The following is a 21,287-nucleotide window of genomic DNA, read 5'->3' on the forward strand; positions in this document are numbered from 1 at the left end:
GGAAAAAGGATCATTAGGATCGGCAGCCGTGTCTTTCCTTGCGCGGAGCGAGGAGTTCATTGATGCATAAAGCGGTAAAGAGGCCGGACAAGAAAATTCGGGAACTACACGCGGATGCATTCGTCCGCGTGCGCGGTGCGCGTGAGCACAATCTCAAGAACGTGGATGTGCACATCCCGCGTGACGCGCTGGTCGTCTTCACCGGCGTGTCAGGCTCCGGGAAGTCGTCTCTGGCGTTCGGTACGCTTTATGCTGAAGCCCAGCGCCGCTATCTCGAATCCGTCTCGCCTTATGCCCGACGGCTGTTTCACCAGATGGCCGTGCCGGAGGTCGACGAGATCGAGGGCCTGCCGCCGGCCGTCGCGTTGCAGCAGCAGAGGGGATCGCCGACGACGCGATCCAGCGTTGGCAGCGTGACAACCTTGTCAAATCTTCTTCGCATGCTCTACTCGCGCGCCGGCGATTACCCGCGATCACAGAAGCTGCTTTACGCGGAAGCGTTCTCGCCAAATTCGGCAGAGGGCGCCTGTCCGCGGTGCCATGGGCTCGGTCGCATTTATGACGTGACCGAGCACTCGATGGTGCCGGACGACAGGTTGACCATCCGGGAGCGGGCGATCGCAGCATGGCCCACCGCGTGGCACGGCCAGAACCTGCGCGACATCCTGACGACGCTCGGTTACGACATCGATAAGCCCTGGCGGGAGTTGCCGAAGAAGGCGCGCAACTGGATCCTGTTCACGGACGAGCAGCCGACCGTCCCTGTCTACGCAGGATATGACGCGAGCGAGGTGCGCACGGCGTTGAAACGCAAGGAAGAGCCGAGCTACCAAGGCACGTTTACCGGCGCCAGGCGCTACGTGATGGAGACCTTCGCCAACACGACGAGCGCGATGATGAAGAAGCGGGTCTCCCGGTTCATGCTGAGCACCGAATGTCCCGCGTGTCAGGGCAAGCGGCTGAAACCCGGGGCGCTGTCGGTCAAATTCGACGGCATGGATATCGCGGACATCGCTCGGGTCCCGCTGCAACGGCTGGCTGAGCTGATGCGCCCCTACTGCTCAAATGCGGGCGTTGGTCACGAAGCTCATCCGGAAAGAGCCGTGGTCGTGCAGCGGATCGCGCAGGATCTGGTCGATCGGCTTGGCGTACTGCTAGATCTCGGGCTCGGTTACCTGACGCTCGAGCGCAGCACGCCAACACTGTCGCCGGGTGAACTACAGCGCCTCCGGCTTGCAACGCAGATCCGGTCCAATCTTTTTGGGGTTGTTTACGTGCTCGATGAGCCCTCAGCTGGGCTTCACCCAGCCGACACCGAGGCTCTTCTCCGTGCACTCGACCGGCTCAAGGCCGCCGGAAATTCATTGTTCGTGGTCGAGCACGAGCTGGATGTCATTCGTTACGCCGACTGGGTCGTCGATGTCGGACCGGATGCCGGAACGCATGGTGGCGAGATTATCTACAGTGGTCCCCTCGAGGGCTTGAGCGAGGTCGAGAGATCCCGCACCCGAGAATATCTGTTTGGATCGCGCTCTCCGCCGAAGCGGAGAGAACGATCCCCTCAGGGTTGGCTTCGTCTGCGCGGCGTCACTCGAAACAACCTGCGAAATCTTGATATCGATTTGCCCCTAGGCGTGCTGGCGAGTGTGACCGGCGTATCCGGATCCGGCAAATCCAGCTTGGCCAGTCAATTTCTGGTCGACGCGCTGGGCCAACATTTCGGAAAATCGTCTCCATCGGAGGAGCCCGACGAAGAAGATCTCGAGCGAGCACCGGTCGCAATCATCAGCGGAAAAATCACCGAAGGGCTCGAACGTCTCAAGCGGTTGGTCGTGGTCGATCAAAAGCCGATCGGTAGAACGCCCCGCTCGAACCTGGCGACCTACACCGGGCTGTTTGACCATGTCCGAAAACTCTTTGCGGCAACCAAACAGGCGCGCCGGCATCGCTACGACGCCGGTCGCTTCTCATTTAATCTGCCTAAAGGCCGATGCCCGACATGTCAGGGCGAGGGATTCGTATGCGTCGAGCTCCTCTTCCTGCCGAGCGTCTATGCGCCGTGCCCGGACTGCCATGGTTCGCGCTACAATGGTGAAACGCTCGCCATCAGGCTGAACGGAAAATCGATTGCCGATGTGCTCGCAATGACGGTCGAGACCGCCCACGCATTCTTCGCTGACGATCCCGTCATCGCGCGCTCTCTCGAAGTCTTGAGGCAGGTCGGACTCGGCTACATCCGGCTTGGTCAACCTGCCACAGAGCTGTCCGGCGGCGAAGCGCAACGCGTCAAGCTCGCCACCGAGCTACAGCGTACTCAGCGCTCCCAGACAATTTATGTCCTGGACGAACCGACGACTGGCCTGCATCCAGCAGATGTCGAGAAATTGATCGTCCAACTGGACAGTCTCGTCGAGTCCGGCAGCTCGGTGATCGTCGTCGAGCACGACATGGCGGTCGTCGCCGCAAGCGACTGGGTGATCGATATCGGCCCGGGCGCCGGTGAAGATGGCGGGCGGATCGTCGCGGCAGGAACGCCTGAGGAGGTTGCGCATCAACCGCTCAGCCGCACGGCGCACTATCTCGCGCGTACGCTCGGACAAGAAAAGCCAAATTGACGCTCGAAAGGATACTCGATGCTGGAAGAAAAACTCAAGGAAGCCATTATCGGTGAGCTGAAGCGACAGGCGGCAGACCGACCACAATCGCTGAAGGTCGATGGTTCGGACGAGTTGATCGTCCATGGCAAGATCGATCTCGACGACCTCGTCATGGTAATCGCGGGCTCGGTCGCTGGAGGTCCCTAGGCCGGTCGCTGCAGAATCGTTCTCAAAGCCTGCGCGTCCGCCGGCGCGGCACTCTTCTGGTCGTTGTCGAAATAGACGTAGACGTCACAGCCTTGCCGCTTCCAGGATTTGAGGCGCTCGGCCCATTGGGCGAGCGCTGTTTGCGAGTAGTGGCCGTGATAGCGCCCGCTCGGACCATGTCCGCGGACATAAACGAAGTCTGCCGTACGTTTCCAGGGCGCCGGCGCATCATGATGGTCGGACAAGCAGAGTGAGATGTTCTCCTCGGACAGCATTCTGAGAATGCGTGGCTGATACCAACTCGGGTGGCGAAATTCGAAACTATAGCGGCGTTTACTGGACAGGAGCTTGAAAAACGAGCCGAGCCGCTCTGCGTCCACCTCGAACTGAGGCGGAAGCTGAAACAGGATCGGCCCCGCTTTGCTGCGGAGCAGCGAAATGCGGTCCTCTAGCAGCTCGAGGCTGTTTTCGGAGCGATCCGAAAGACGCTTCCAGTGCGTGATGAACTTCGACGCCTTCCAGGCAAAGACAAAATCGCGGCCGGTCTGCTGCCACCATGCCGTCACTGCCTCCGGCGTTGGCGTGCGGTAGAACACCCCGTTCAGCTCCGTGGTGTCGAACTGATCGGCATAGTAGCTGAGCTGGTCTTTGATCCGGACCCCTCGGGGAAAGAACGGACCTCGCCAGGATGTGTAGTGCCAGCCCGAGGTGCCGACAAGAATGCGTGCCATTCGAACGTCGTCCAATCTAATCGGCGTTGCCAAATGGGCCGTGCATGACGCCTCCACGATCTATCGACGCTCCTACCCAAGCAATGTTCCTGATTGTGAGGAACTGTCGATGTTCTCTCATGTTTTCCCGTAACATGCTGAATCTTAAGGAGCCCGCATGCGGCAAAAGGCAAAGGTTGAAGTTTACGACGCTCCGGCCGGTGGTTGGGGCTCGCTCAGCGCAGTCGCTCACATCCTCACGCAAGAAGAGGTTGCCATTCTCGGCAGCGAGATCTTGCTCAAGCAAAACAAGGCCGATGGCTTCATGTGCGTGAGCTGCTCCTGGGCCAAGCCGGCACACCCTCATCCATTCGAGTTCTGCGAGAACGGAGCCAAGGCGACCGCCTGGGAGATAACAGGCAAGACTGTCACGCCGGAGTTCTTCGCAGAGCACACGCTCACGGAGCTGAGAACCTGGTCTGATCACCAGCTGGAGGAGCAGGGGCGCCTGACGACGCCGATGCGTTACGAACCCGCCAGCGACAAATATCTGCCGGTCGATTGGAGTGAAGCCTTTCGGGCGATTGGCGCAGAATTGAATGCGCTCGATCCGCGCTCGGTCATCATGTACACGTCGGGACGTGCCTCGCTCGAAGCAAGCTATATGTACCAGCTTTTCGGCCGGATGTACGGCACCAACAATTTTCCTGACAGCTCGAACATGTGCCACGAAACAACATCAGTGGCGTTGCCGGAAGTGATCGGCGTCCCCGTTGGGACAGTGCTGTTGAAGGACTTCGACGAGACTGATTGCATCTTCTTCTTCGGTCACAATACCACAACGAACGCGCCGCGCATGCTGCATCCGCTTCAGGAAGCAGCCCAGCGCGGCGTGCCGATCGTGACATTCAACCCGCTTCGGGAGCGGGGGTTGGAGCGGTTCGTCAATCCGCAAAGTCCCGTCCAGATGATCGCCGGTGGCACGCGCATCAGCTCGCAGTATTATCAGGTACGAGTTGGGGGTGATGCCGCAGCTATCGCCGGCATTTGCAAGTGGATCATCGAGTCGGATGATCTCGCGCAAACGAACGGCGGGCCCCGCGTGGTCGATGTCGGCTTCGTCGAACAGCATACGGCCGGCTTCGACGATTTTGCCGCTTTCTGTCGCGCCCAAGAGTGGGACCAGATCGAAAAGGCATCCGGGCTTTCGCGAACCGCCATACTCGACGCAGCAAATACCTATATGGCGGCCAATGCCGTCATCGCCAATTACGGCATGGGCATTACCCAGCATAAGCACGGCGTCGAAACCGCCAAGATGATCGTTAATTTGCTGCTGCTGCGCGGCAATATCGGCAAGCCCGGCGCGGGGATTTCGCCGATCCGCGGGCATTCCAACGTACAGGGCCAGCGCACTGTCGGTATCTCCGAAAAGACCAAACTGGTGCCGCTCGACAAGCTCGAGGAACTCTATGGCTTCGAACCGCCGCGATGGGATGGCATGTCGACCGTGGACGCTTGCGAGGGCATTTTGAAAGGAGATGTGCGCGGTTTCGTCAGCCTTGGCGGCAATTTTGTGCGCGCAATCCCGGAGCGATCGCTGATGGAGCCCGCATGGTCTGGTCTGCGTCTGTCTGTCCAGATTGCGACGAAACTCAATCGCAGCCACATTGTCCCAGCCGAGGTGACATATCTGCTGCCTTGCCTCGGCCGGATCGAGATCGACCAGCAGGCAGGCGGCCCGCAGGCCGTGTCCATGGAGGATTCGACGACCTGCATCCATGGATCGCGCGGCCAGCGTCGGCCTGTGGTTGACAATCTCTTGTCAGAGCCGGCGATCGTCGCCGCGTTGGCCAAGGCGACGCTTGAGCCTAATCCGGCGGTCAACTGGGATGCCTGGGTCTCGGATTACGCGCAGGTGCGGGACGCTATCGAACGCACCTATCCCGATCAATTCAGGGATTTCAACGAGCGCATGTTCGAACCCGGTGGCTTCCCGCGGCCGCTGCCCGCCCGGGAGCGCAAGTGGAAGACGCCCAATGGCAAGGCGAATTTCACCGTGCCGAAGGCTGCGTTTGCGCCGCCACGCGAAGGCGGCGGCATCTATGAGCTAATGACGATGCGTGCCGATGGCCAGTTCAACACGACGATCTACACGGAAGACGATCGATTTCGAGGCATCCGGGGCAGTCGGTATGTGGTCTTGATGAACCCGGCGGATATGAAGGACGACGGGCTGAAGTCTGGGGATACCGTCACGTTGGTCACCGAAGCGGGCGATGGTGTTGAACGGAGCCTTAGCGAACTTCAGGTCGTGCCGTACGATATCCCCCGAAAGAGCCTCGCCGGCTACTACCCGGAATGCAATGGCTTGATCCCGCTGTGGCATTATGCCGAAGGAAGCAAGGTGCCCGCGGCAAAGTCCGTTCCTGTGCGTCTGTTCAAGGATACGATTCCGGAAATCATCGAGGGCGAGGAGATTCCGATCTCGACGGGCTGAACGCGCCAATGTCTTTCGTGTCGTCGAAGGCCCCGAGCCTGCCAATAGCTTCGTAGGTGAATAGAAACTTCGACGGTCCTTCCGAATTGAACCGTCATCGACGTGGTGATCGGAGTTTAAGATGAAAAAGATCGGATTACTTGGAGCCGCTGTCGCCGTGATGGTAACAGTCGCTGCCGCCCCCGCCGACGCACATTGGCGCGGCGGCGGATGGGGCGGCCCGGGCATCGGCTTCGGGATCGCTGCCGGAGCACTCGCGGCAGGAGCTTACGGCGCATATGGTCCTTACGGATATGGCCCTGGCTACGGGCCGGGCTATGCTTATGGCCCCGCTTACGCCTATGGCCCCGGCTATGCTTACGGCCGACCTTACTACGGTCATCGTCGCTACTATCGCCATTATCGACACTGGTGATCTGACCACGACGGACTTGGCGTCGGCGGCGACAGAGGAGAAAAATGCGCAGATGCCTTTGGGTGATCTCAGCAGTCTCCACGATCGTGGCCGCCGCTGCAGTGATCTGGTTTTTGACCTCGCCCGCGCGGTTCACTTCGGCAGAGGTGGGCGACGTCTCTGACACCGCCGGCGACGCGGCACGAGGGGCGATTGTTTTTGCGGCTGGCGATTGCGCCTCCTGCCATGCCTCGCCGGGACAAACTGATCGGCTGCATCTCGGCGGCGGGCTGGCGCTGGCCTCGCCCTTCGGTACGTTTCGCGCACCCAATATCTCAACGGATTTGGTAGACGGCATCGGCAGCTGGACTGCGAAGGATCTCGCCAACGCGCTGCTGCGCGGTGTGTCTCCGGACGGTCGCCACTACTATCCCGTGTTTCCGTATTCGAGCTTTGCACACATGCGCCCCGAAGACGTTCAGGATCTCACGGCTTATCTGCGCACGCTTCCCACCGTGAAGGGGCGTGCGCCCGATCACGATCTCAATCTCGTTTTCAGCATTCGCCGCTTTGTCGGGTTCTGGAAGCTTCTCTACTTCAAACCTGGGCCGATCGTGGCGGATCCCGATCATGATGAGCCCTGGAATCGGGGGCGGTATCTGAGCGAGGCAATGGCTCACTGCGCGGAATGCCATTCATCCCGCGATCTGTTCGGCGGCATTAAATCAAAGACCCGTTATGCCGGTGGGCAAGATCCGGAAGGCACCGGTTTCTATCCCAACATCACGCCGGCATGTATCGGTGACTGGACGGAGCAGCAGGTGGCAGAGATGTTGCAGACCGGAAATACGCCCGATCATGGCCGCGTGGGTTCGTCGATGGCTGATGTCGTCACGAACACGGCGATGTTGCCGGAAAGCGATCGCAAGGCAATCGCCGTGTATTTGAAGTCGCTGCCGCCCCGGCCGACGCCTCGTCCCTGACCATCAATGCGCATAGAGATAGGCCGCGACCTCGCGCGCCTCCGCCTCGCTGATCCCTGTGGCCGGCATTGCTGACCTCGGAGAGAATGTCTGGGGCGTCACAAGCCATCGTATCAGATTGTCGGGTGTGTTGGTCATCACGCCTGCGATATAGACGCGTTGCCGGATATCGGCCAGGGAGCTTCCGACCTGACCGTCGCCGCCGGGGATACCGGAGATCGTATGACAGCCGGCGCAGCCATAGCGGCGGATCAGGGCAGGTGCCCGCGCTGGATCGCCCGCGGTCATGGCCCGAGCAGTGGTCTCGGTCTGCTTGAGGTAACCTTGGGCGACACCTCCCACGACGGCCGAGGCGGTCAGCGCTCCGGCCGCGATGACCAGGAAGATGGATCCATTACTGTGCGTGAAGGGCATCGGCCCGCTCCGGCTGTTTGGCGGCTCGCATGATCCAAAGCGCAATCAGGGCAAGAGCCGCGCCGGCATAGATCGTCCCCGCCGGCACCCACATGATGATCCCGGCCAGCTGCTGATCTTCCAGCGGGGTTAGCCCCCAGGCCGCTGCGGCCTCCTGTTGTTCCCGGTAGAGCAGGTGCGGCGCAAGTGCCATCAAAGCTCCGAGGACGCTGGTATGCAGCATGGTGATGAAGACATGCCAGGCGGCGGTGCCGGTTTCGCTGCGCCTGAACACGGACCACCAGAACAGGACGGCCGTCAGGAAGAAGCTGAGATGCTGCAGCCGATGCAGGACGAGGTTCGAAACGGCTGCATCGAACAGGAGCGGCGCGTGCCAGCCCCAGATCGCCATTCCGTGCAGGATGGTGGCGGTGCGACCGGCGCTGAAAACGCCCCACACGGCGTCGGTGGCAGGCAGCCGCATCCAGCGGCCGATCCACAAGCGAGCGCGGCGGGGCAGCGACCACAATAGCGTTCCAACTGGTCGCGCGATCACGAGCAATGGTGCGGATACGGCCATCAGGATCTCGTGCTCGATCATGTGAAAGCTGAGCAGCCGTTCGCCAAGCCAGTGCAGTGGCGCCACAAGCGCCGCGATCAGCGAGAACCAGCCCGTGCTACAGGCAACGACTTGCCATATGAAAGCGGCGGGACGGTGAGCCCGCCGCCGCCAAAGCACAAGCGCGCCGATACCGTACATCAGGCCAAAGGTGATGAGGGGGATGACGATCCATGGATCGAACGTCCAATGCGCGCCGCTCACATCCGGGGGCAGCTCGTGGGCGTGAGCCGCGCCACTCGCCAGCAAGCCAATTGTGATTGCTGCTATCTTTCGCATCCCGTCAACACCAGAGAGGCAACACCTTGCATCGCGAGAGCGAACGTGAAGAGGCCGGCGGAAAGGGCGCTGACCGCTCGCGCGAATTCGATCGTGTGAGCCGGCGCGTTTGCGACAGCCGGACTTGCTGCGCCAGACCACGACGCGACGCCCGACAGAGCCGTTAGCGCCGCGCCCGCGAGGGAGGTGATGGCAGAGATGTGCAGCGGCGATCGACAATCGGCATCCGGCACGATTTGTCCGAGCTGCATGTTGACCGCCCAGATCATCGAGGCAAACCATAGGCCGGCCCAGATCGTCAGATGAGTTCGGAATTTCGATGCGCTCATAGCCGTGCCAACCAATAGATGCAGCCATAGATCGGAAGCCAGGCCGCAACGACAAAGTTCCAATACATTGCGTTATCCTGCACATCGCCGAAGCGGCGCCTGTTTTGACCATGGCGCGTGAACATCAGCACGCCGAGGACCAGAGTATCGGCGAGATCTGTGATGATGTGCGTGGTGTGGAGGCCGAGCAGTATCCAGACCACCGAACCGTAGGCATTCGTGTCCCAGCTAATCCGGAGCGCAGGAAATTCGAAGATTCGCACGATCAGAGGCGCGATCCCGAGGATTGACATGACAATCAGACCGATCCTGACTTTGCGCAGATCCTCCTGCGCTGCCCAGCGCGAGATCAGGATGTTGGGTACCAGGCTGACGAGCAGAATGAGCGCCACCAGCGTACCGGGAAGCAGGTCGGGTGGAGGAGCGTCGATCGGCCAAGTGGTCGCCAGGCTCATTAGATAAAGGTAGACAGCGATCGCCAAGGCAAAGCCGGTCCCCTCGATCAGCATGAAGGCGAGCGTGCCCCACCAGGTGGCGCTCTGCGTTCCCATCCCATGTAACGGCAACTTGCCGAGATCGAGCACGATCCTTTCCCTCATGCCTCGTCCTCCGGGGTGCCCTTGGGCCAGAACCAGCCGATCAGCGCGATCGCGATCGGGATTGAGCCCCATACCACCGCCCAGGGCGTGAATATCGACCAGATCAGCATGATGCTGGTCGCGATTGCCGTCAAAAGTGGCCAGATCGAATTCCGTGGCGATGCCTCGCGCGCCTGCGGCTCGGCAGTATTCAACGACGTCACAACAAGTTCGCGCCGATCGGTACGCAGGCCCTTGGCAACAGCAAGCGTGTCGCGACTATCCCACAGAGGGTGCAAGCTATTGACAACGGGGATCATCGCAAAATTGTAACTGGGGGGAGGCGATGTCGTGGCCCACTCAAGAGTAGGTGCATTCCAAGGATTGTCAGGCGCGACTTCGCCTGCGCGCGCGCTTTGAATGACATTAATGAAGAACACCAAGAACCCGGCGGTGAGCACAATCGAGCTGAGGCTGGCGAACACATTGAGGGCGTGCCACGGCAGGTCGGGCTGATAGGTGTAGATGCGCCGCGGCATGCCCTCCAGCCCGAGGATATGCATCGGAAAGAAGGTGGCGTTGAAGCCTGTGATGATCAGCCAGAAGGACCATTGCCCGAGCGTCTCGCTCATCATCCGTCCGGTCAACTTCGGAAACCAGTAGTGGATGGCGCCAAGCAGCGGGAAAACGGCGCCGCCGACCAGCACATAATGGAAATGCGCGACGACGAAATATGTGTCGTGCACCTGGGTGTCGAACGGGACGGAGGCGACCATCACGCCGGTCAGGCCACCGATGACGAACGTGACGAAGAAACCGATGATGAAGAGGAGGGGCGTCTTGAACACCGGTCTGCCGTCCCACAGCGTAGCCATCCAGCAGAAGATCTGAACTCCGGCGGGGATTGCGATGGCCATGCTGGACGCCGTGAAGAAGCTCTCTCCTAACCGTGGCAGGCCCGTCACGAACATGTGGTGCACCCACAGGCCGAAGGCGAGGATGCCGGTGGCAATCAGCGCCATGACAAGGCCGAGATAGCCGAAGACAGGCCGCCGTGCGAAGGGCTCGATCATGGTCGAGACCATCCCGGCCGCCGGGAGGAAGATGATGTAGACCTCCGGATGGCCGAAGAACCAGAACAGATGCTGCCAGAGCAGCACGTCGCCCCCCTCGGCCGGATTGAAGAAATGCGTGCCGACCAGGCGGTCGAGGATCAGACTGGTGCTCGCGACCATGATCGCCGGCATCGCCATAATGATCAGAAACGACGTTACCAGCATCGCCCAGACGAACACGGGGATACGGTCGAGCGTCATGCCCGGCGCCCGCTGCTTGAAGATAGTGACGACCAGCTCGACGGCGACAGCGAGCGCGGAGAGCTCAGTGAAGGTGATCATCTGGGCCCAGATATCGGCGCGCTTGCCGGCGGCATATTGCGGCCCGGATAGCGGCACATAGGCGAACCAGCCGACGTCGGGTCCCATGTCGAGCGCGAAGGCAATCCAGAGCAGCGCGCCCCCGGCAAGATAAATCCAGTAGGAGAATGCATTGAGGCGAGGGAAGGCGATGTTGCGGGTGCCGACCATCAGTGGCACCAGATAGACTGCCACGGCCTCCATCACAGGCACGGCGAACAGGAACATCATGTTGGCGCCGTGCATGGTGAAAATCTGATTGTAGCGGTCGGGACCAAGCAAACGGGCTTCAGGCTGCGCGAGTTGAATGCGCATCAGCGCGGCAAGGACGCCTCCGAGCGCCAGGAAGACAAAAGCCGTGAAGATGTAGCGGCGCCCGATGATTTTGTGATCGACGGTGGTGAGCGCGCCCCAAGCGCCGGGCTGCGTCTTCCATGTCTCCGTCAGCGCCTCTGTCAGGCGCGGGCCTTGGATGTCGATGTCGCGCATGTCGGACGCTTTGGCGGGGCTGTTCATTTCAGGCTCGCCAGATAAGCAGAGACTCCGCGCAACTCGTCCGGTGTGAGCGGCACCATCGGCATGTTGTTGCCCGGCTTGATGGTCTGTGGATCGGCGATCCAGGCTGCGAGCGAGCCGCGCGTTGTTTCAAACAGCCCCGCCGCGATGGTCCGGCGGCTGCCGACATGGGTGAGGTCAGGCCCCGTGGTGCCGACGGCCGTGGTGCCGCGGATGGTGTGGCAGGCCGCGCACGGTTTTGTCAGGAAGGTCTGCATCCCTGCGGCTGCTTCCTCCCCGGCAGGCAGGGGCGCCGCCTGCCGTTGCGCGTTGCTCCATTTATCGAAATCGTCCTGCGACTCCGCAATCACCAGCAGCGCCATGTGCGCGTGCTGCATACCGCAATATTCTGCACACTGACCACGGTACACGCCAGGCTGCTCCGCCCGGATCGTAAGCTCATTGGAGCGGCCGGGGATCAGATCCTGCTTGCCGGCGAGGCTCGGGACCCAGAACGAATGGATCACGTCGAGGCCCTCGAGCTTGAAGTGCACGCTGCGGCCAACTGGAATGTGGATCTCGTTGGCGGTCTCAAATCGTCGGGCCGGGTCGGGGCCGATATATTCGAGACCCCACCACCATTGCAGGCCGCGCACCCGGATCGTCAGATCGTCTTGCCCGGCAACGCTGAGGTTCCGCGTGGCAAAGAAGCTCATTGTGGTTAAGGTGCCGATTATGGCGGTGGTGGCGATGACGCCGCCGGTGACCGCGAGGGTCATGCGTCGTTCGCGGCCGGGCTCAGGTGATGTGGGCCGGCCTTCCCGCCGGTGCCACAAAGCCCAGATCAGCGCGACCATCACCAGCATCCAGACCACTGAGCAGACTGCAACGATCAGAAGGATAAGATGCTTCAGGCTGATCGCCGAGGTGCCGTGGACGTCGAGCGCGGATTGCCAATTGCTGCCGCAAGCGGCCAGCGGCACGGCAAGCATCGCGCTCAAACAGATATTGCTCAGCGCGCGGATCACGGCGTCGGTCCCTGATCCAAATGGACCGGGGAGGGGCCCTGATCGAATAGCAATTTGGCGGGTGCGCGATTTTCGGCAGGTCGCGTCTGCTTCTCGTCGTTGCGGCTCGGCGCGGCGGTCTTGCCTTCATAAGAGCCGATGGTTTGCACATAGCCCGCAAGCTGCCAGATCTGATCGGTTGTCATCTTGTCGCGGAACGATGGCATGCCGTGCGGCCGCCCATCCCGGATCGAGGCGAAGATGGAGACCATCTCGGGACCGTAATACCACCAGCCATCAAGGAAGCCCGGCCCGCTCCCACCTTGACCATCGCCATGACAGCTTTTGCATCCGAACCATGCATACAGCCGCTTGCCTTGGCCCAGATTGTAGGCGTTGACCTCATACGGCTGGCCCAGCGCGAAATAGACCTGTGGAGGCGCGCCCGCGATGCCGTTCGGCATCAATGCGATCCTGTCGAGAGCATCGGCGGTCGGCGGGTCGAGGCGCAACTGCCGCTGCTCCCGCTGGCAGCCCGCCAAGGCCGTCGCAACTGCGAGGAGAATGCTGGTCATTCGCTTCATCTGGCCGTCAACTCAAGGGAACTATCAATGGGCGGGCTTCTGCTTGGTTCCTGGGGGTTGAAGCCTCACCTGATGCGCCCGGGTTCGCTGAAGATTTGGAAATCGCTACCACGTGCGATGCCGATCAGCGTCATCCCTGAGACGATCGCCGTTCTGACCGCGAGCGCAGTCGGGGCAGAGACGGCGATCAGAATGCCTATGCCAATGGCCGCGGCCTTTTGCACCAGTTCGATCGACACGCGGCTGGTGAGAACCAGCGCACCCGACGACCCGTCGACGCCCTCTGCGGCCATAGCTCCCGCGAGCTTATCGAGAGCGTTATGACGGCCGACGTCTTCGCGCAGCAGCAACTGTCCTGTACAGGGCTGGTAAAGGCCAGCTGCATGCGTTGCCCGGGTCGCACGGTTGATGTCTTGCGCCGCTGTCAGCGCGTGCATGGCAGACGAAATGTCCTCGGCGGTCAGCGACAGATCGGTTGTAGTGGAGGGGACGGGCGGACAAGCGTCGGCCAGGCTTTCGATCCCGCAAAGGCCGCAGCCGGTCGGACCGACCAGGCGCCGCCGCCGCGCCATGAGGCGATCGCTTCGGTCGGATGTGATCCACATCCGTAGCTCCACGCCGTCTTCGTGCCGAACAACGTCGAGGTTTTCTATCTCCGAAGGTGCGGCAATAATTCCTTCCGTCAGGCTGAACCCAAGGGCGAGATCGGTAAGATCGGCGGGCGTCGCCATCACAACGGCAAACGTCGTTCCGTTGTACGCCAAGGCTACGGGCGTCTCTTCAGCAAGCTGGCGAGCAACAAGTTGCCCGTCTTGGTCATGACAATCGACGCCGACGACCGCATGCGGCAGGTTCGCTTGGCGCCTGAACTTCGAGCCGTGCACCGCGTCCTCACTAAAAGAAAAAGCGACGCCGCAATCGCGCGATGGTTCCTAAGCGGACGCCCCGCAAGGTCAGCGGCGGGGGCGCGAGATACCTCCGGCCGGGGTTCGAGAGCCGGTCATTACACGGGCAGATTGTCCGTCATCCCCGGGGGGACCTCACCCTGTTCGGCTCGCTCGGCCAACAACTCGGCTTCCGCCTGGTACCAGAGGGTGTCCATCGCCCCTGCAGGTTCGCCGGCTTGCTTCCAAAGATGATACGCCCTGTTGAAAATGTCTTCTTCACTTAAGCCCGCCATTTTTACGCTCCGTTCGTGTCCTTGCCAAACCGCAATGGGTCGACAGGTTCCAAAGACCGGCGGTCGGCAAGGGTGCATTGTCGCACGCCCATCGATCGTGGAACGGCTTGTATAGGCTCACGTTGGCTGAGATGTCCTCCGCGGATCTCAAAGGCTGGCTTACCAAAATCGGCGTTGCGACGTCGCGGCCAGCGGCGTTCATTGTTTCCTGGCCTATGCGACGTGCTGGCTGGTGTTCGGCAATGGATTGGAGTGGCATTCGTTCGCCACGCTTGCGACTTGGGGAATGACGCTCCTCATCCAGCGCGCTGAGCATCGCGATACTCAGGCTATTCATGCCAAGCTTGATGAACTTCTGAAGGCAGTCGGGGATGCCAATGACGACCTGATGGAAGTCGACAAGAAGGACGCCGAGGAAGTAGAGAAAAAGCGCGCACACGTTCAGGCGTCCTAACGCTCGTAGCCGATCCTGGCGACGAGGCGACATGCTGGGACCTCAATCTGAGTGCGGGAGGCATTCGCTCTGAGGCTCTTAGCTCCTGCGCGGTCGACCTTGCCTATGGACCGGGAAAAGTTGGAACTTCGTGCCTCCGGGCAGGTTGTGCCGGTCCACTTAGGAGGACGACATGAACAACAAATTTCTTCTGTTGCTGACGGCTGCTTCGCTTCTGGCAGGTCCGTCGTTTGCACAAAATCCGCCTGCAACCGATCGGCCAAATAATAGTGCGGTCAACAGCTCCGGCCAGAACAATTCCAACAAGCCGGTCTCAGGCGCCAACAGCTTCACCGAGGGGCAAGCCAAATCGAAGATCGAGGACGCAGGCTACACCAACGTCACCTCCTTGAAAAAAGACGACAACGGCGTGTGGCGCGGGAAGGCCAGCAAGGCCGGTGCCACGACCGATGTCAGCCTGGACTTCCAGGGTAACGTGAACGCGGCCAAGTAACGATCGCCCAAAAACGAACACAGGAGAATTATGATGACCGTTACGATTTCCCGTCTGTACGACAATTATTCCGATGCGCAACGCGCCGTGACAAGTCTGGAAGCGGCGGGCGTGCCGCATTCGGATTTGAGCATCGTCGCCAATAACTCGGACAACTGGTATAGCACCGACAAGAAGATTGATCGAGATCGCGATGGTGTCGATGATCGCGCCGAAGGTGCGGCGACCGGCGCGGGTGTCGGCGCGGGACTCGGCGGCGCCGCAGGCTTGCTCGCAGGTCTTGGGCTATTAGCGATCCCGGGCCTGGGCCCGGTCGTCGCGGCGGGCTGGCTCGCGTCGACTGCTCTTGGTGCCGCTGCTGGCGGCGCTACGGGCGGCGTCGTCGGTGCGTTGACGCAGGCTGGTGTATCCGACGAGGAGGCGCCGCTCTATGCAGAAGGTGTGAGGCGAGGCGGCACGTTGGTCTCGGCGCGCGTGCCCGATTCTGATCGAGCGCGCTACGAAGCGATCCTGAACCAATCCGCTATCAACCTCCGCGACCGCAGCGCGGCCTGGCAGAAGGCAGGGTGGAAAAATTACGACCCGTCCGCCCAGCCTTACGGCGCGGACGAAGTGCGCAGGGAGCGCCAACTCTACGGCAACAATATACGGTAAGTGGGATGGCGGCCCGCCTAGGCGGGTCGCCTTTCTGCTGCGTGCGACAACCTGAATCTCGCCCCCACATTGCAGGTCGAGGCGGGCCAGCTCCACCCGACAGCCTCAGCAGCGCCTCCTTAGCCGGAGAGCGGCGTGTCGGCGATGTCCAGCAGGGCGCCGAGACCCTGTCGCAGCCGACTTGTGGCGATAGTGTCGTTTGCAAGCCCGAACACCAGCAGCGACCGTCCGGTGACCGCGTAGGCATGCCCAAACGGGAACTCCGCCATCGGCGCGTTTGGCTGATTGGTGTCGATCAATCCCAGCCAGCTACGCCCGTCGGCGACCTCGGGCAAAGTGAAGTTCACGACGTCATGATGGGCGTTGTAAACCAGCAACATGGTCGCGTCCGAGCCGCGGCGCCTGATCCCGGTTTCCTGGGCGCGCCCGTCAAGCAGCATCCCGAAGCATTTGGCGTTGCCGTCCTGCCATTGCTCGGTGGCCATCTCCTCACCTGACGGCGACAGCCACGCCACGTCCTTCACGTCCAGCTCCTCGTTGTGAGAGCCGACCAAAAACCGACTGCGGTACAAGATGGGGAAAGCCTTGCGCGTGGCGATCAGCTTGCGCGTGAATTCACGCAGATTGCGCCCGTTCGTGGGGATGCCCATCCAGTTGAGCCATGTGGTTTCGTTGTCCTGGGCGTAGGCATTGTTGTTGCCACTCTGGGTGTGGCCGAACTCGTCGCCGGCGAGCAGCATTGGTGTTCCGTGGGACAGAAGCATGGTCGCGAGCAGGTTGCGCTTCTGGCGCTCCCGCAGTGACGAGATCTCGGGATCGTCCGTCGGCCCTTCGACACCGCAGTTCCAGGAGTGGTTGTTGCTATGACCATCGCGGTTGTCTTCACCGTTCGCCTCGTTGTGCTTGTCGTTGTACGAGACGAGATCGTTGAGATTGAATCCGTCGTGGGCGGTGACAAAGTTGACGCCAGCCCACGGCCGGCGCCCGCGTTTGTTGAATAGATCGCCCGAGCCTGACACGCGTTTGGCAAAGTCGGCGAGGGTGCCCGGATCGCCCTTCCAGAAGGCGCGCGCGGTATCCCTGAACTTGTCGTTCCACTCGGCCCATCCCGGTGGGAATTGGCCGACCTGATAGCCGCCGGGCCCGATATCCCATGGCTCTGCGATCAGCTTGACGCTGGAGAGAACGGGATCCTGCCGGCAGGCATCGAGGAAGCCGCCGCCTTCGTCAAAGCCATAGGGTTCGCGTGCAAGGATGGTGGCAAGGTCGAAACGGAAGCCGTCGACGCGCATCTCGGTCGCCCAGTAGCGCAGGGAGTCCGCGACCAGCTGAAGTACGCGCGGATGCGAGAGGTTCACCGTATTGCCGGTCCCGGTGTCGTTGATGTAATAGCGCGGCTTGTCCGGCAGCAGGCGATAATAGCTGGCGTTATCGATGCCCTTGAACGACAGTGTCGGGCCGAGCTCGTTGCCTTCCGCCGTGTGATTGTAGACGACGTCGAGAATGACCTCGACGCCATGGGCATGGAATTGGTTGACCATGGCCTTGAATTCATTCGCGAAGGGCGTCTTCAGGTAACGCGGCTCGGGGGCGAAGAAGGCAATCGAATTGTAGCCCCAGTAATTGCGCAGACCCTTCTCGACCAGATAGCTGTCATCGACGAAGGCATGGATCGGTAGCAGCTCCGCGCTGGTGATGCCGAGCGAGCGCAAATAGGCGGGGATCTCCGAATGGGCCAGGCCCGAGAAGGTGCCGCGGTCGGCCTCGGGCACCAGCGGATGCATTTGAGTACAGCCTTTGACGTGCATCTCGTAAACGATCGTCCGCTCCCACGGCGTCTCCGGCTTGCGTGCCGCACCCCAGGTGAAGGCGGGGTCAATGACCCGGCACTTTTGCATCAACGACGCACTATCGCGCTCGTCGAAGGAGAGGTCCTTGTCGGCATGGTCGAGCTGATAACCGAACAGCTCTGGCCCCCACCGCAACTGGCCTATCAGTTGCTTGGCATAAGGATCGAGCACCAGCTTGTTGGGATTGAACCGATGCCCCGCATCGGGTTCATAGGGACCATGAACGCGATAGCCATAGACGGTCCCGGGGCGGGCCGACGGCAGATAGCCGTGCCAGACCTCGTCGGTGTATTCAGGAAGCTCGACCCGCTCGAGCTCAGTTTCACCGTCGTCGTCGAAGAGGCAGAGCTCGACCTTGGTGGCGTGCGCCGAAAACAGCGCGAAATTGACGCCGAGCCCGTCCCAGGTGGCGCCGAGTGGAAATGGCCTGCCCTCAGTGATCCTAGAACGACGGAGGCTGGAGGCTGCCCGGATCAGGGCGTCGTCCGGTTGCGTCTTTCGTTTCATGTCAGCCCCCCAGTGAAAGTCAGGTCACGATGTCGGCGCGGCGGCATCTATTTCGGTAGCCGGCTCGGCTGTCGCTGCCAACGCGATCACCGCCGCGGGGGGCAGGGCGGCCGGCTCGGGAATCGCGCTGGCGCGATGCTTGGCGACCTCCTTGCTGATCGCGGAGATTGAGTTGCCGATCCGCTCAGCGATCGCGACCAACTCGGCATCGGACAGGCGAAGACGTTTTCTGACGAGGCGCATCTGAACGCGATCTGAGAGGTCGAGCTTGTTGCGGATTGGCTTTGGTGTCGAGCGGCGCATTGCGGCAACTCCTGTATGAGGTCGTAACCACAGCTCGACTATTCCGTTCCAGTGTCTGGCAAGAAGGCGTCAGCCGGCGTTTGCCGCGCCGATTTCCACGCCAACAGACGGTACCGGAAAAAGGATCGCATCTTCAGCTCCAGGGATGGTGAGGACATCGAGCCGCGGTGCTTGCTGAAGCGCCGGCAGCCGGCCATAAACGGCCAGATAATCCTTTGCCATCCGCTCGACCGTAAAGCGTTGTTCGAACCGCTTCCGGATCGTCAGCCGCTCCAGCATGCCGACAGACCCTGCCGCCGCGACGGCCTCGTCGACGGAGTTCACGACAAATCCGCTCACGCCGTGGTCGATGACCTCGGGCACGGAACCATGAGCGAGGGCGATCACCGGCGTCCCACAGGCCATGGCTTCTATCATGACCAGGCCGAATGGCTCCGGCCAGCAGATTGGAAAGAGCAGGGCGCGCGCATTGCCGAGAAAATCGGCCTTCTGAAACTCATTGATCTCGCCGATGAATTCGACATTAGGATACGCCGCGACCATCGGCGCGATGACCTGATCCCAATAGCGCTGATCGGCAGCGTCGACCTTTGCAGCGATCTTCAGCGGGACTCCGGTTCTGGCGGCGATCTCGATCGCCTTATCCGGGCCCTTCTCCGGCGAGATGCGACCAAGGAACGCAAAATAATCTGCGGAAGGCGCTTGCCGATAAGGCAGCACGTTCTCAGGCAAGCCGTGAAGCACGGTCCCAAGCCAGTTGACCGGCGGCATCGGGCGGCGCTGCGCGTCCGAAATCGAGACCACCGGCGGTTCGGGGAAGGCGGAATAGAAGGGCATCAGATCGGGAAGATCGAGCCGTCCGTGCAATGTCGTGACAATCCGGTCCGAATGGGGCCGCATCAGGGGATAGTGCAGATGGTCGATGTGAAAATGGAGTACGTCAAACTCCTCCGCACGCCGTGCGACCCGGTCCAGCATCATGACGTGATGCGGCGTCATGTCCTTTACCGACGGATCGAGACGCAGGGCCATCTTCGAACATAGCACCAACTCCGCCGACGTGATCGAATCTCCACTCGCGAACAGCGTGACGTCGTGGCCCTGCCGCACCAACTCTTCGGTCAAATATGAGACAATCCGTTCGGTGCCGCCGTAAAGCCGTGGAGGGCAGCTCTCCGCAAGCGGAGCGATTTGCGCGATCTTCATGTCCGTACCCAATGCCTGCCTAGATCGACGACCTGTAGAGCGCGGCGTAGGATCTCGCCGACTGATTCCAACTGAATGCCTGCGCCATGGCGGCCCTGCGCATGTGGTCGAGACGATCCTTCATCCCGAAGGTCGAGAAGGCTCTGCAAAGACTTCCCAGGAATCCGGGAGCCGATACCCCGTCGAATAAGAATCCTGTCTCGCCGTCAACGATAGTTTCGGCAAGACCCCCGGTGCGATGACCGATCGGGAGCGAGCCGAAGCGTTGGGCATACATCTGGCTCAGTCCGCAGGGCTCGAAGCGCGACGGCATCAGCGTGAAGTCGCTGCCCGCAAAGATCTTGCGCGCCTCGGCGTCATCGAATCCGATCTTGACGGCGATGGATCGCGGCGCCCGGGCCTGAGCCTGGAGCAGAGCCTCCTCGAACCGCGGCTCGCCCTTGCCGGTGACGACGATCTGCCCGCCGTCATCGACGATCGCCTGCGCGCTGTCGATCACGAGGTCGACACCCTTTTGATGAACCAGGCGGGCAACTAGCGCGAACAAGGGCCCTCGGGAGACGGCCAGATCGAACTGGTCCCTGACATCGTCGGCATTCAGAGAACGCTCGACCCATTCACCGGCGCCGAACGGCTGAAGCAGCGAAGAGCAAGTCCGCGGGTCCCAACTCTCGTCGATGCCGTTCAGGATGCCTGACAGTTGATTACGATCGGCCCGCTGCTGCAGCAGCCCTTCAAGACCGCAGCCGAACTCCGCAGTGGTAATTTCCCGCGCGTAGGTCTGGCTGACCGTGGTCAGGTGCGAGGCATAGACGAGCCCGGCCTTGATGAAGGACAGCCGGTTGTAGAATTCGACCCCGTCGATGTTGAAGCTCGCCTCCGGAATACCCAGGGGTGCGAGCGAACTGCGGTCGAAAACACCTTGATAGGCCAAATTGGATTGTGAAGACCGTAGGAATTTTGGCGTAGTGCCATTCGAGGTAGCCAGGGATCAGCGCGCATTGCCAGTCATTGGCATGCACCAGGTCGGCGGCCCAATCCTTGTCGACCAGTCCTCTGGCCAGCTGTGCGGCGGCGTAGGAGAAGGTGGCGAACCTGACATTGTTGTCGCCCCAGTCGGCCCCGCGGCCGTCGGCATAGGGCGTCCCCTCGCGTTCGTACAGCTCCGGGCAGCGAACGACGTAATAGGTCAAACCGTCCGCGGTGTGCCCAAGGGCGATTTCAAAGGCCGGGAGTGACGCGAAGGCCTGGCATCGGCCCACGGTCTTGCGATCCTGCAAACCGCGCAGGACGGCCGGATAGCCGGGAATGATGACGCGCACGTCAGCAAAATCGCGTAAAGCGCGCGGCAGAGCCGCTGACACTGCGGCAAGGCCGCCAACTTGTATGAAGTCTGATACTTCGGGCGTCGCGAACAGGATCCGCATTCGCTAGGCCCGCCGGCCGAAATGGTCTACGGCAACCATTGTTTTTGAATTCCAGTGCGCTTCCCCAATGAAGCACAATCCGGAAATTCCGCGCCGCAACAAAGGTTCCTAAAGCCCGCGGCG

The 21,287-nt window shown here is 61.3% G+C and carries 21 protein-coding genes and 1 pseudogene; 8 read left to right on the forward strand and 14 right to left on the reverse strand.

Annotation, left to right across the window (positions count from 1 at the left end):
* Positions 1-62: 62 nt before the first annotated feature.
* Together uvrA and NLM32_RS14785 are read left to right on the forward strand one after the other, a co-directional pair.
* Positions 63-2,615, forward strand: coding sequence for an excinuclease ABC subunit UvrA (gene uvrA, locus NLM32_RS14780; RefSeq protein ID WP_254129683.1), 2,553 nt, complete (start codon positions 63-65; stop codon positions 2,613-2,615).
* An 18-nt stretch (positions 2,616-2,633) separates the two neighbouring features.
* Positions 2,634-2,804, forward strand: coding sequence for a hypothetical protein (locus tag NLM32_RS14785; protein ID WP_254129684.1), 171 nt, complete (start codon positions 2,634-2,636; stop codon positions 2,802-2,804).
* On the opposite strand, the gene NLM32_RS14790 is transcribed toward NLM32_RS14785, so the two are convergent.
* Entirely contained in the window at positions 2,801-3,535 is a 735-nt protein-coding gene (locus NLM32_RS14790; RefSeq protein WP_254135306.1) for a DUF72 domain-containing protein, read from the reverse strand. The genes NLM32_RS14785 and NLM32_RS14790 overlap by 4 nt on opposite strands.
* 157 nt (positions 3,536-3,692) lie before the next feature.
* Between NLM32_RS14790 and NLM32_RS14795 the strand changes: the two genes are divergently transcribed.
* From NLM32_RS14795 to NLM32_RS14805, 3 genes are all read left to right on the forward strand, one after another.
* Entirely contained in the window at positions 3,693-6,014 is a 2,322-nt protein-coding gene (locus tag NLM32_RS14795) for an FdhF/YdeP family oxidoreductase (protein WP_254129685.1), read from the forward strand.
* A gap of 157 nt (positions 6,015-6,171) precedes the next feature.
* Positions 6,172-6,429, forward strand: a complete 258-nt coding sequence (locus NLM32_RS14800; protein WP_254129686.1) for a hypothetical protein — start codon at positions 6,172-6,174, stop codon at positions 6,427-6,429.
* Between the two features lie 44 nt (positions 6,430-6,473).
* Positions 6,474-7,391: a cytochrome c gene (locus tag NLM32_RS14805; protein ID WP_254129687.1), complete on the forward strand. Its 918-nt coding sequence runs from the start codon at positions 6,474-6,476 to the stop codon at positions 7,389-7,391.
* 3 nt (positions 7,392-7,394) lie between these two features.
* On the opposite strand, the gene NLM32_RS14810 is transcribed toward NLM32_RS14805, so the two are convergent.
* From NLM32_RS14810 to NLM32_RS45825, 9 genes are all read right to left on the reverse strand, one after another.
* A complete protein-coding gene (locus NLM32_RS14810) occupies positions 7,395-7,805 on the reverse strand; it encodes a cytochrome c family protein (RefSeq protein WP_254129688.1) in 411 nt (136 codons plus the stop codon).
* Positions 7,786-8,682 carry a cytochrome c oxidase assembly protein gene (locus NLM32_RS14815; protein ID WP_254129689.1) on the reverse strand — a complete coding sequence of 299 codons (897 nt, stop codon included), beginning with the start codon at positions 8,680-8,682 and terminating at the stop codon, positions 7,786-7,788. The genes NLM32_RS14810 and NLM32_RS14815 overlap by 20 nt, the downstream gene beginning before the upstream one ends.
* The gene (locus NLM32_RS14820) at positions 8,670-9,011 is read right to left on the reverse strand and encodes a hypothetical protein (RefSeq protein WP_254129690.1); all 342 of its coding nucleotides are present in this window, start codon (positions 9,009-9,011) and stop codon (positions 8,670-8,672) included. The genes NLM32_RS14815 and NLM32_RS14820 overlap by 13 nt, the downstream gene beginning before the upstream one ends.
* Entirely contained in the window at positions 9,008-9,610 is a 603-nt protein-coding gene (locus NLM32_RS14825) for a cytochrome c oxidase subunit 3 (RefSeq protein WP_254129691.1), read from the reverse strand. The genes NLM32_RS14820 and NLM32_RS14825 overlap by 4 nt, the downstream gene beginning before the upstream one ends.
* A complete protein-coding gene (ctaD, locus tag NLM32_RS14830; RefSeq protein ID WP_254135307.1) occupies positions 9,607-11,493 on the reverse strand; it encodes a cytochrome c oxidase subunit I in 1,887 nt (628 codons plus the stop codon). The genes NLM32_RS14825 and ctaD overlap by 4 nt, the downstream gene beginning before the upstream one ends.
* A gap of 23 nt (positions 11,494-11,516) precedes the next feature.
* On the reverse strand, positions 11,517-12,491 hold the full coding sequence (gene coxB / locus NLM32_RS14835) for a cytochrome c oxidase subunit II (protein WP_254135308.1): 975 nt from the start codon (positions 12,489-12,491) through the stop codon (positions 11,517-11,519).
* 32 nt (positions 12,492-12,523) lie between these two features.
* Positions 12,524-13,090, reverse strand: a complete 567-nt coding sequence (locus NLM32_RS14840; protein ID WP_375143559.1) for a c-type cytochrome — start codon at positions 13,088-13,090, stop codon at positions 12,524-12,526.
* Between the two features lie 65 nt (positions 13,091-13,155).
* A complete protein-coding gene (gene fdhD / locus NLM32_RS14845; RefSeq protein ID WP_254129692.1) occupies positions 13,156-13,974 on the reverse strand; it encodes a formate dehydrogenase accessory sulfurtransferase FdhD in 819 nt (272 codons plus the stop codon).
* A 119-nt stretch (positions 13,975-14,093) separates the two neighbouring features.
* Positions 14,094-14,348, reverse strand: coding sequence for a DUF2934 domain-containing protein (locus NLM32_RS45825; protein ID WP_309144847.1), 255 nt, complete (start codon positions 14,346-14,348; stop codon positions 14,094-14,096).
* A 208-nt stretch (positions 14,349-14,556) separates the two neighbouring features.
* Between NLM32_RS45825 and NLM32_RS14850 the strand changes: the two genes are divergently transcribed.
* From NLM32_RS14850 to NLM32_RS14860, 3 genes are all read left to right on the forward strand, one after another.
* Positions 14,557-14,724 carry a low affinity iron permease family protein gene (locus tag NLM32_RS14850; RefSeq protein ID WP_254129693.1) on the forward strand — a complete coding sequence of 56 codons (168 nt, stop codon included), beginning with the start codon at positions 14,557-14,559 and terminating at the stop codon, positions 14,722-14,724.
* A 172-nt stretch (positions 14,725-14,896) separates the two neighbouring features.
* Positions 14,897-15,217, forward strand: a complete 321-nt coding sequence (locus tag NLM32_RS14855; RefSeq protein WP_254129694.1) for a hypothetical protein — start codon at positions 14,897-14,899, stop codon at positions 15,215-15,217.
* A 33-nt stretch (positions 15,218-15,250) separates the two neighbouring features.
* Positions 15,251-15,871: a general stress protein gene (locus NLM32_RS14860; protein ID WP_254129695.1), complete on the forward strand. Its 621-nt coding sequence runs from the start codon at positions 15,251-15,253 to the stop codon at positions 15,869-15,871.
* Positions 15,872-15,990: 119 nt separating this feature from the next.
* On the opposite strand, the gene glgX is transcribed toward NLM32_RS14860, so the two are convergent.
* The 4 genes and pseudogenes from glgX to glgA all read right to left on the reverse strand — a co-directional run bounded on the left by glgX (position 15,991) and on the right by glgA (position 21,164).
* Positions 15,991-18,228 (reverse strand): glycogen debranching protein GlgX, encoded by a 2,238-nt coding sequence (gene glgX / locus NLM32_RS14865; RefSeq protein WP_254129696.1) that lies wholly within the window; start codon positions 18,226-18,228, stop codon positions 15,991-15,993.
* Positions 18,229-18,252: 24 nt separating this feature from the next.
* The gene (locus NLM32_RS14870; protein ID WP_254129697.1) at positions 18,253-18,531 is read right to left on the reverse strand and encodes a hypothetical protein; all 279 of its coding nucleotides are present in this window, start codon (positions 18,529-18,531) and stop codon (positions 18,253-18,255) included.
* A gap of 69 nt (positions 18,532-18,600) precedes the next feature.
* Complete coding sequence (locus tag NLM32_RS14875; RefSeq protein WP_254129698.1) at positions 18,601-19,737, reverse strand: glycosyltransferase family 4 protein; 1,137 nt, start codon at positions 19,735-19,737, stop codon at positions 18,601-18,603.
* 19 nt (positions 19,738-19,756) lie between these two features.
* Positions 19,757-21,164, reverse strand: a pseudogene (gene glgA, locus NLM32_RS14880) (glycogen synthase GlgA).
* Between the last annotated feature and the right edge of the window lie 123 nt (positions 21,165-21,287).

Source organism: Bradyrhizobium sp. CCGUVB14, assembly GCF_024199935.1.
Lineage (GTDB): Bacteria > Pseudomonadota > Alphaproteobacteria > Rhizobiales > Xanthobacteraceae > Bradyrhizobium.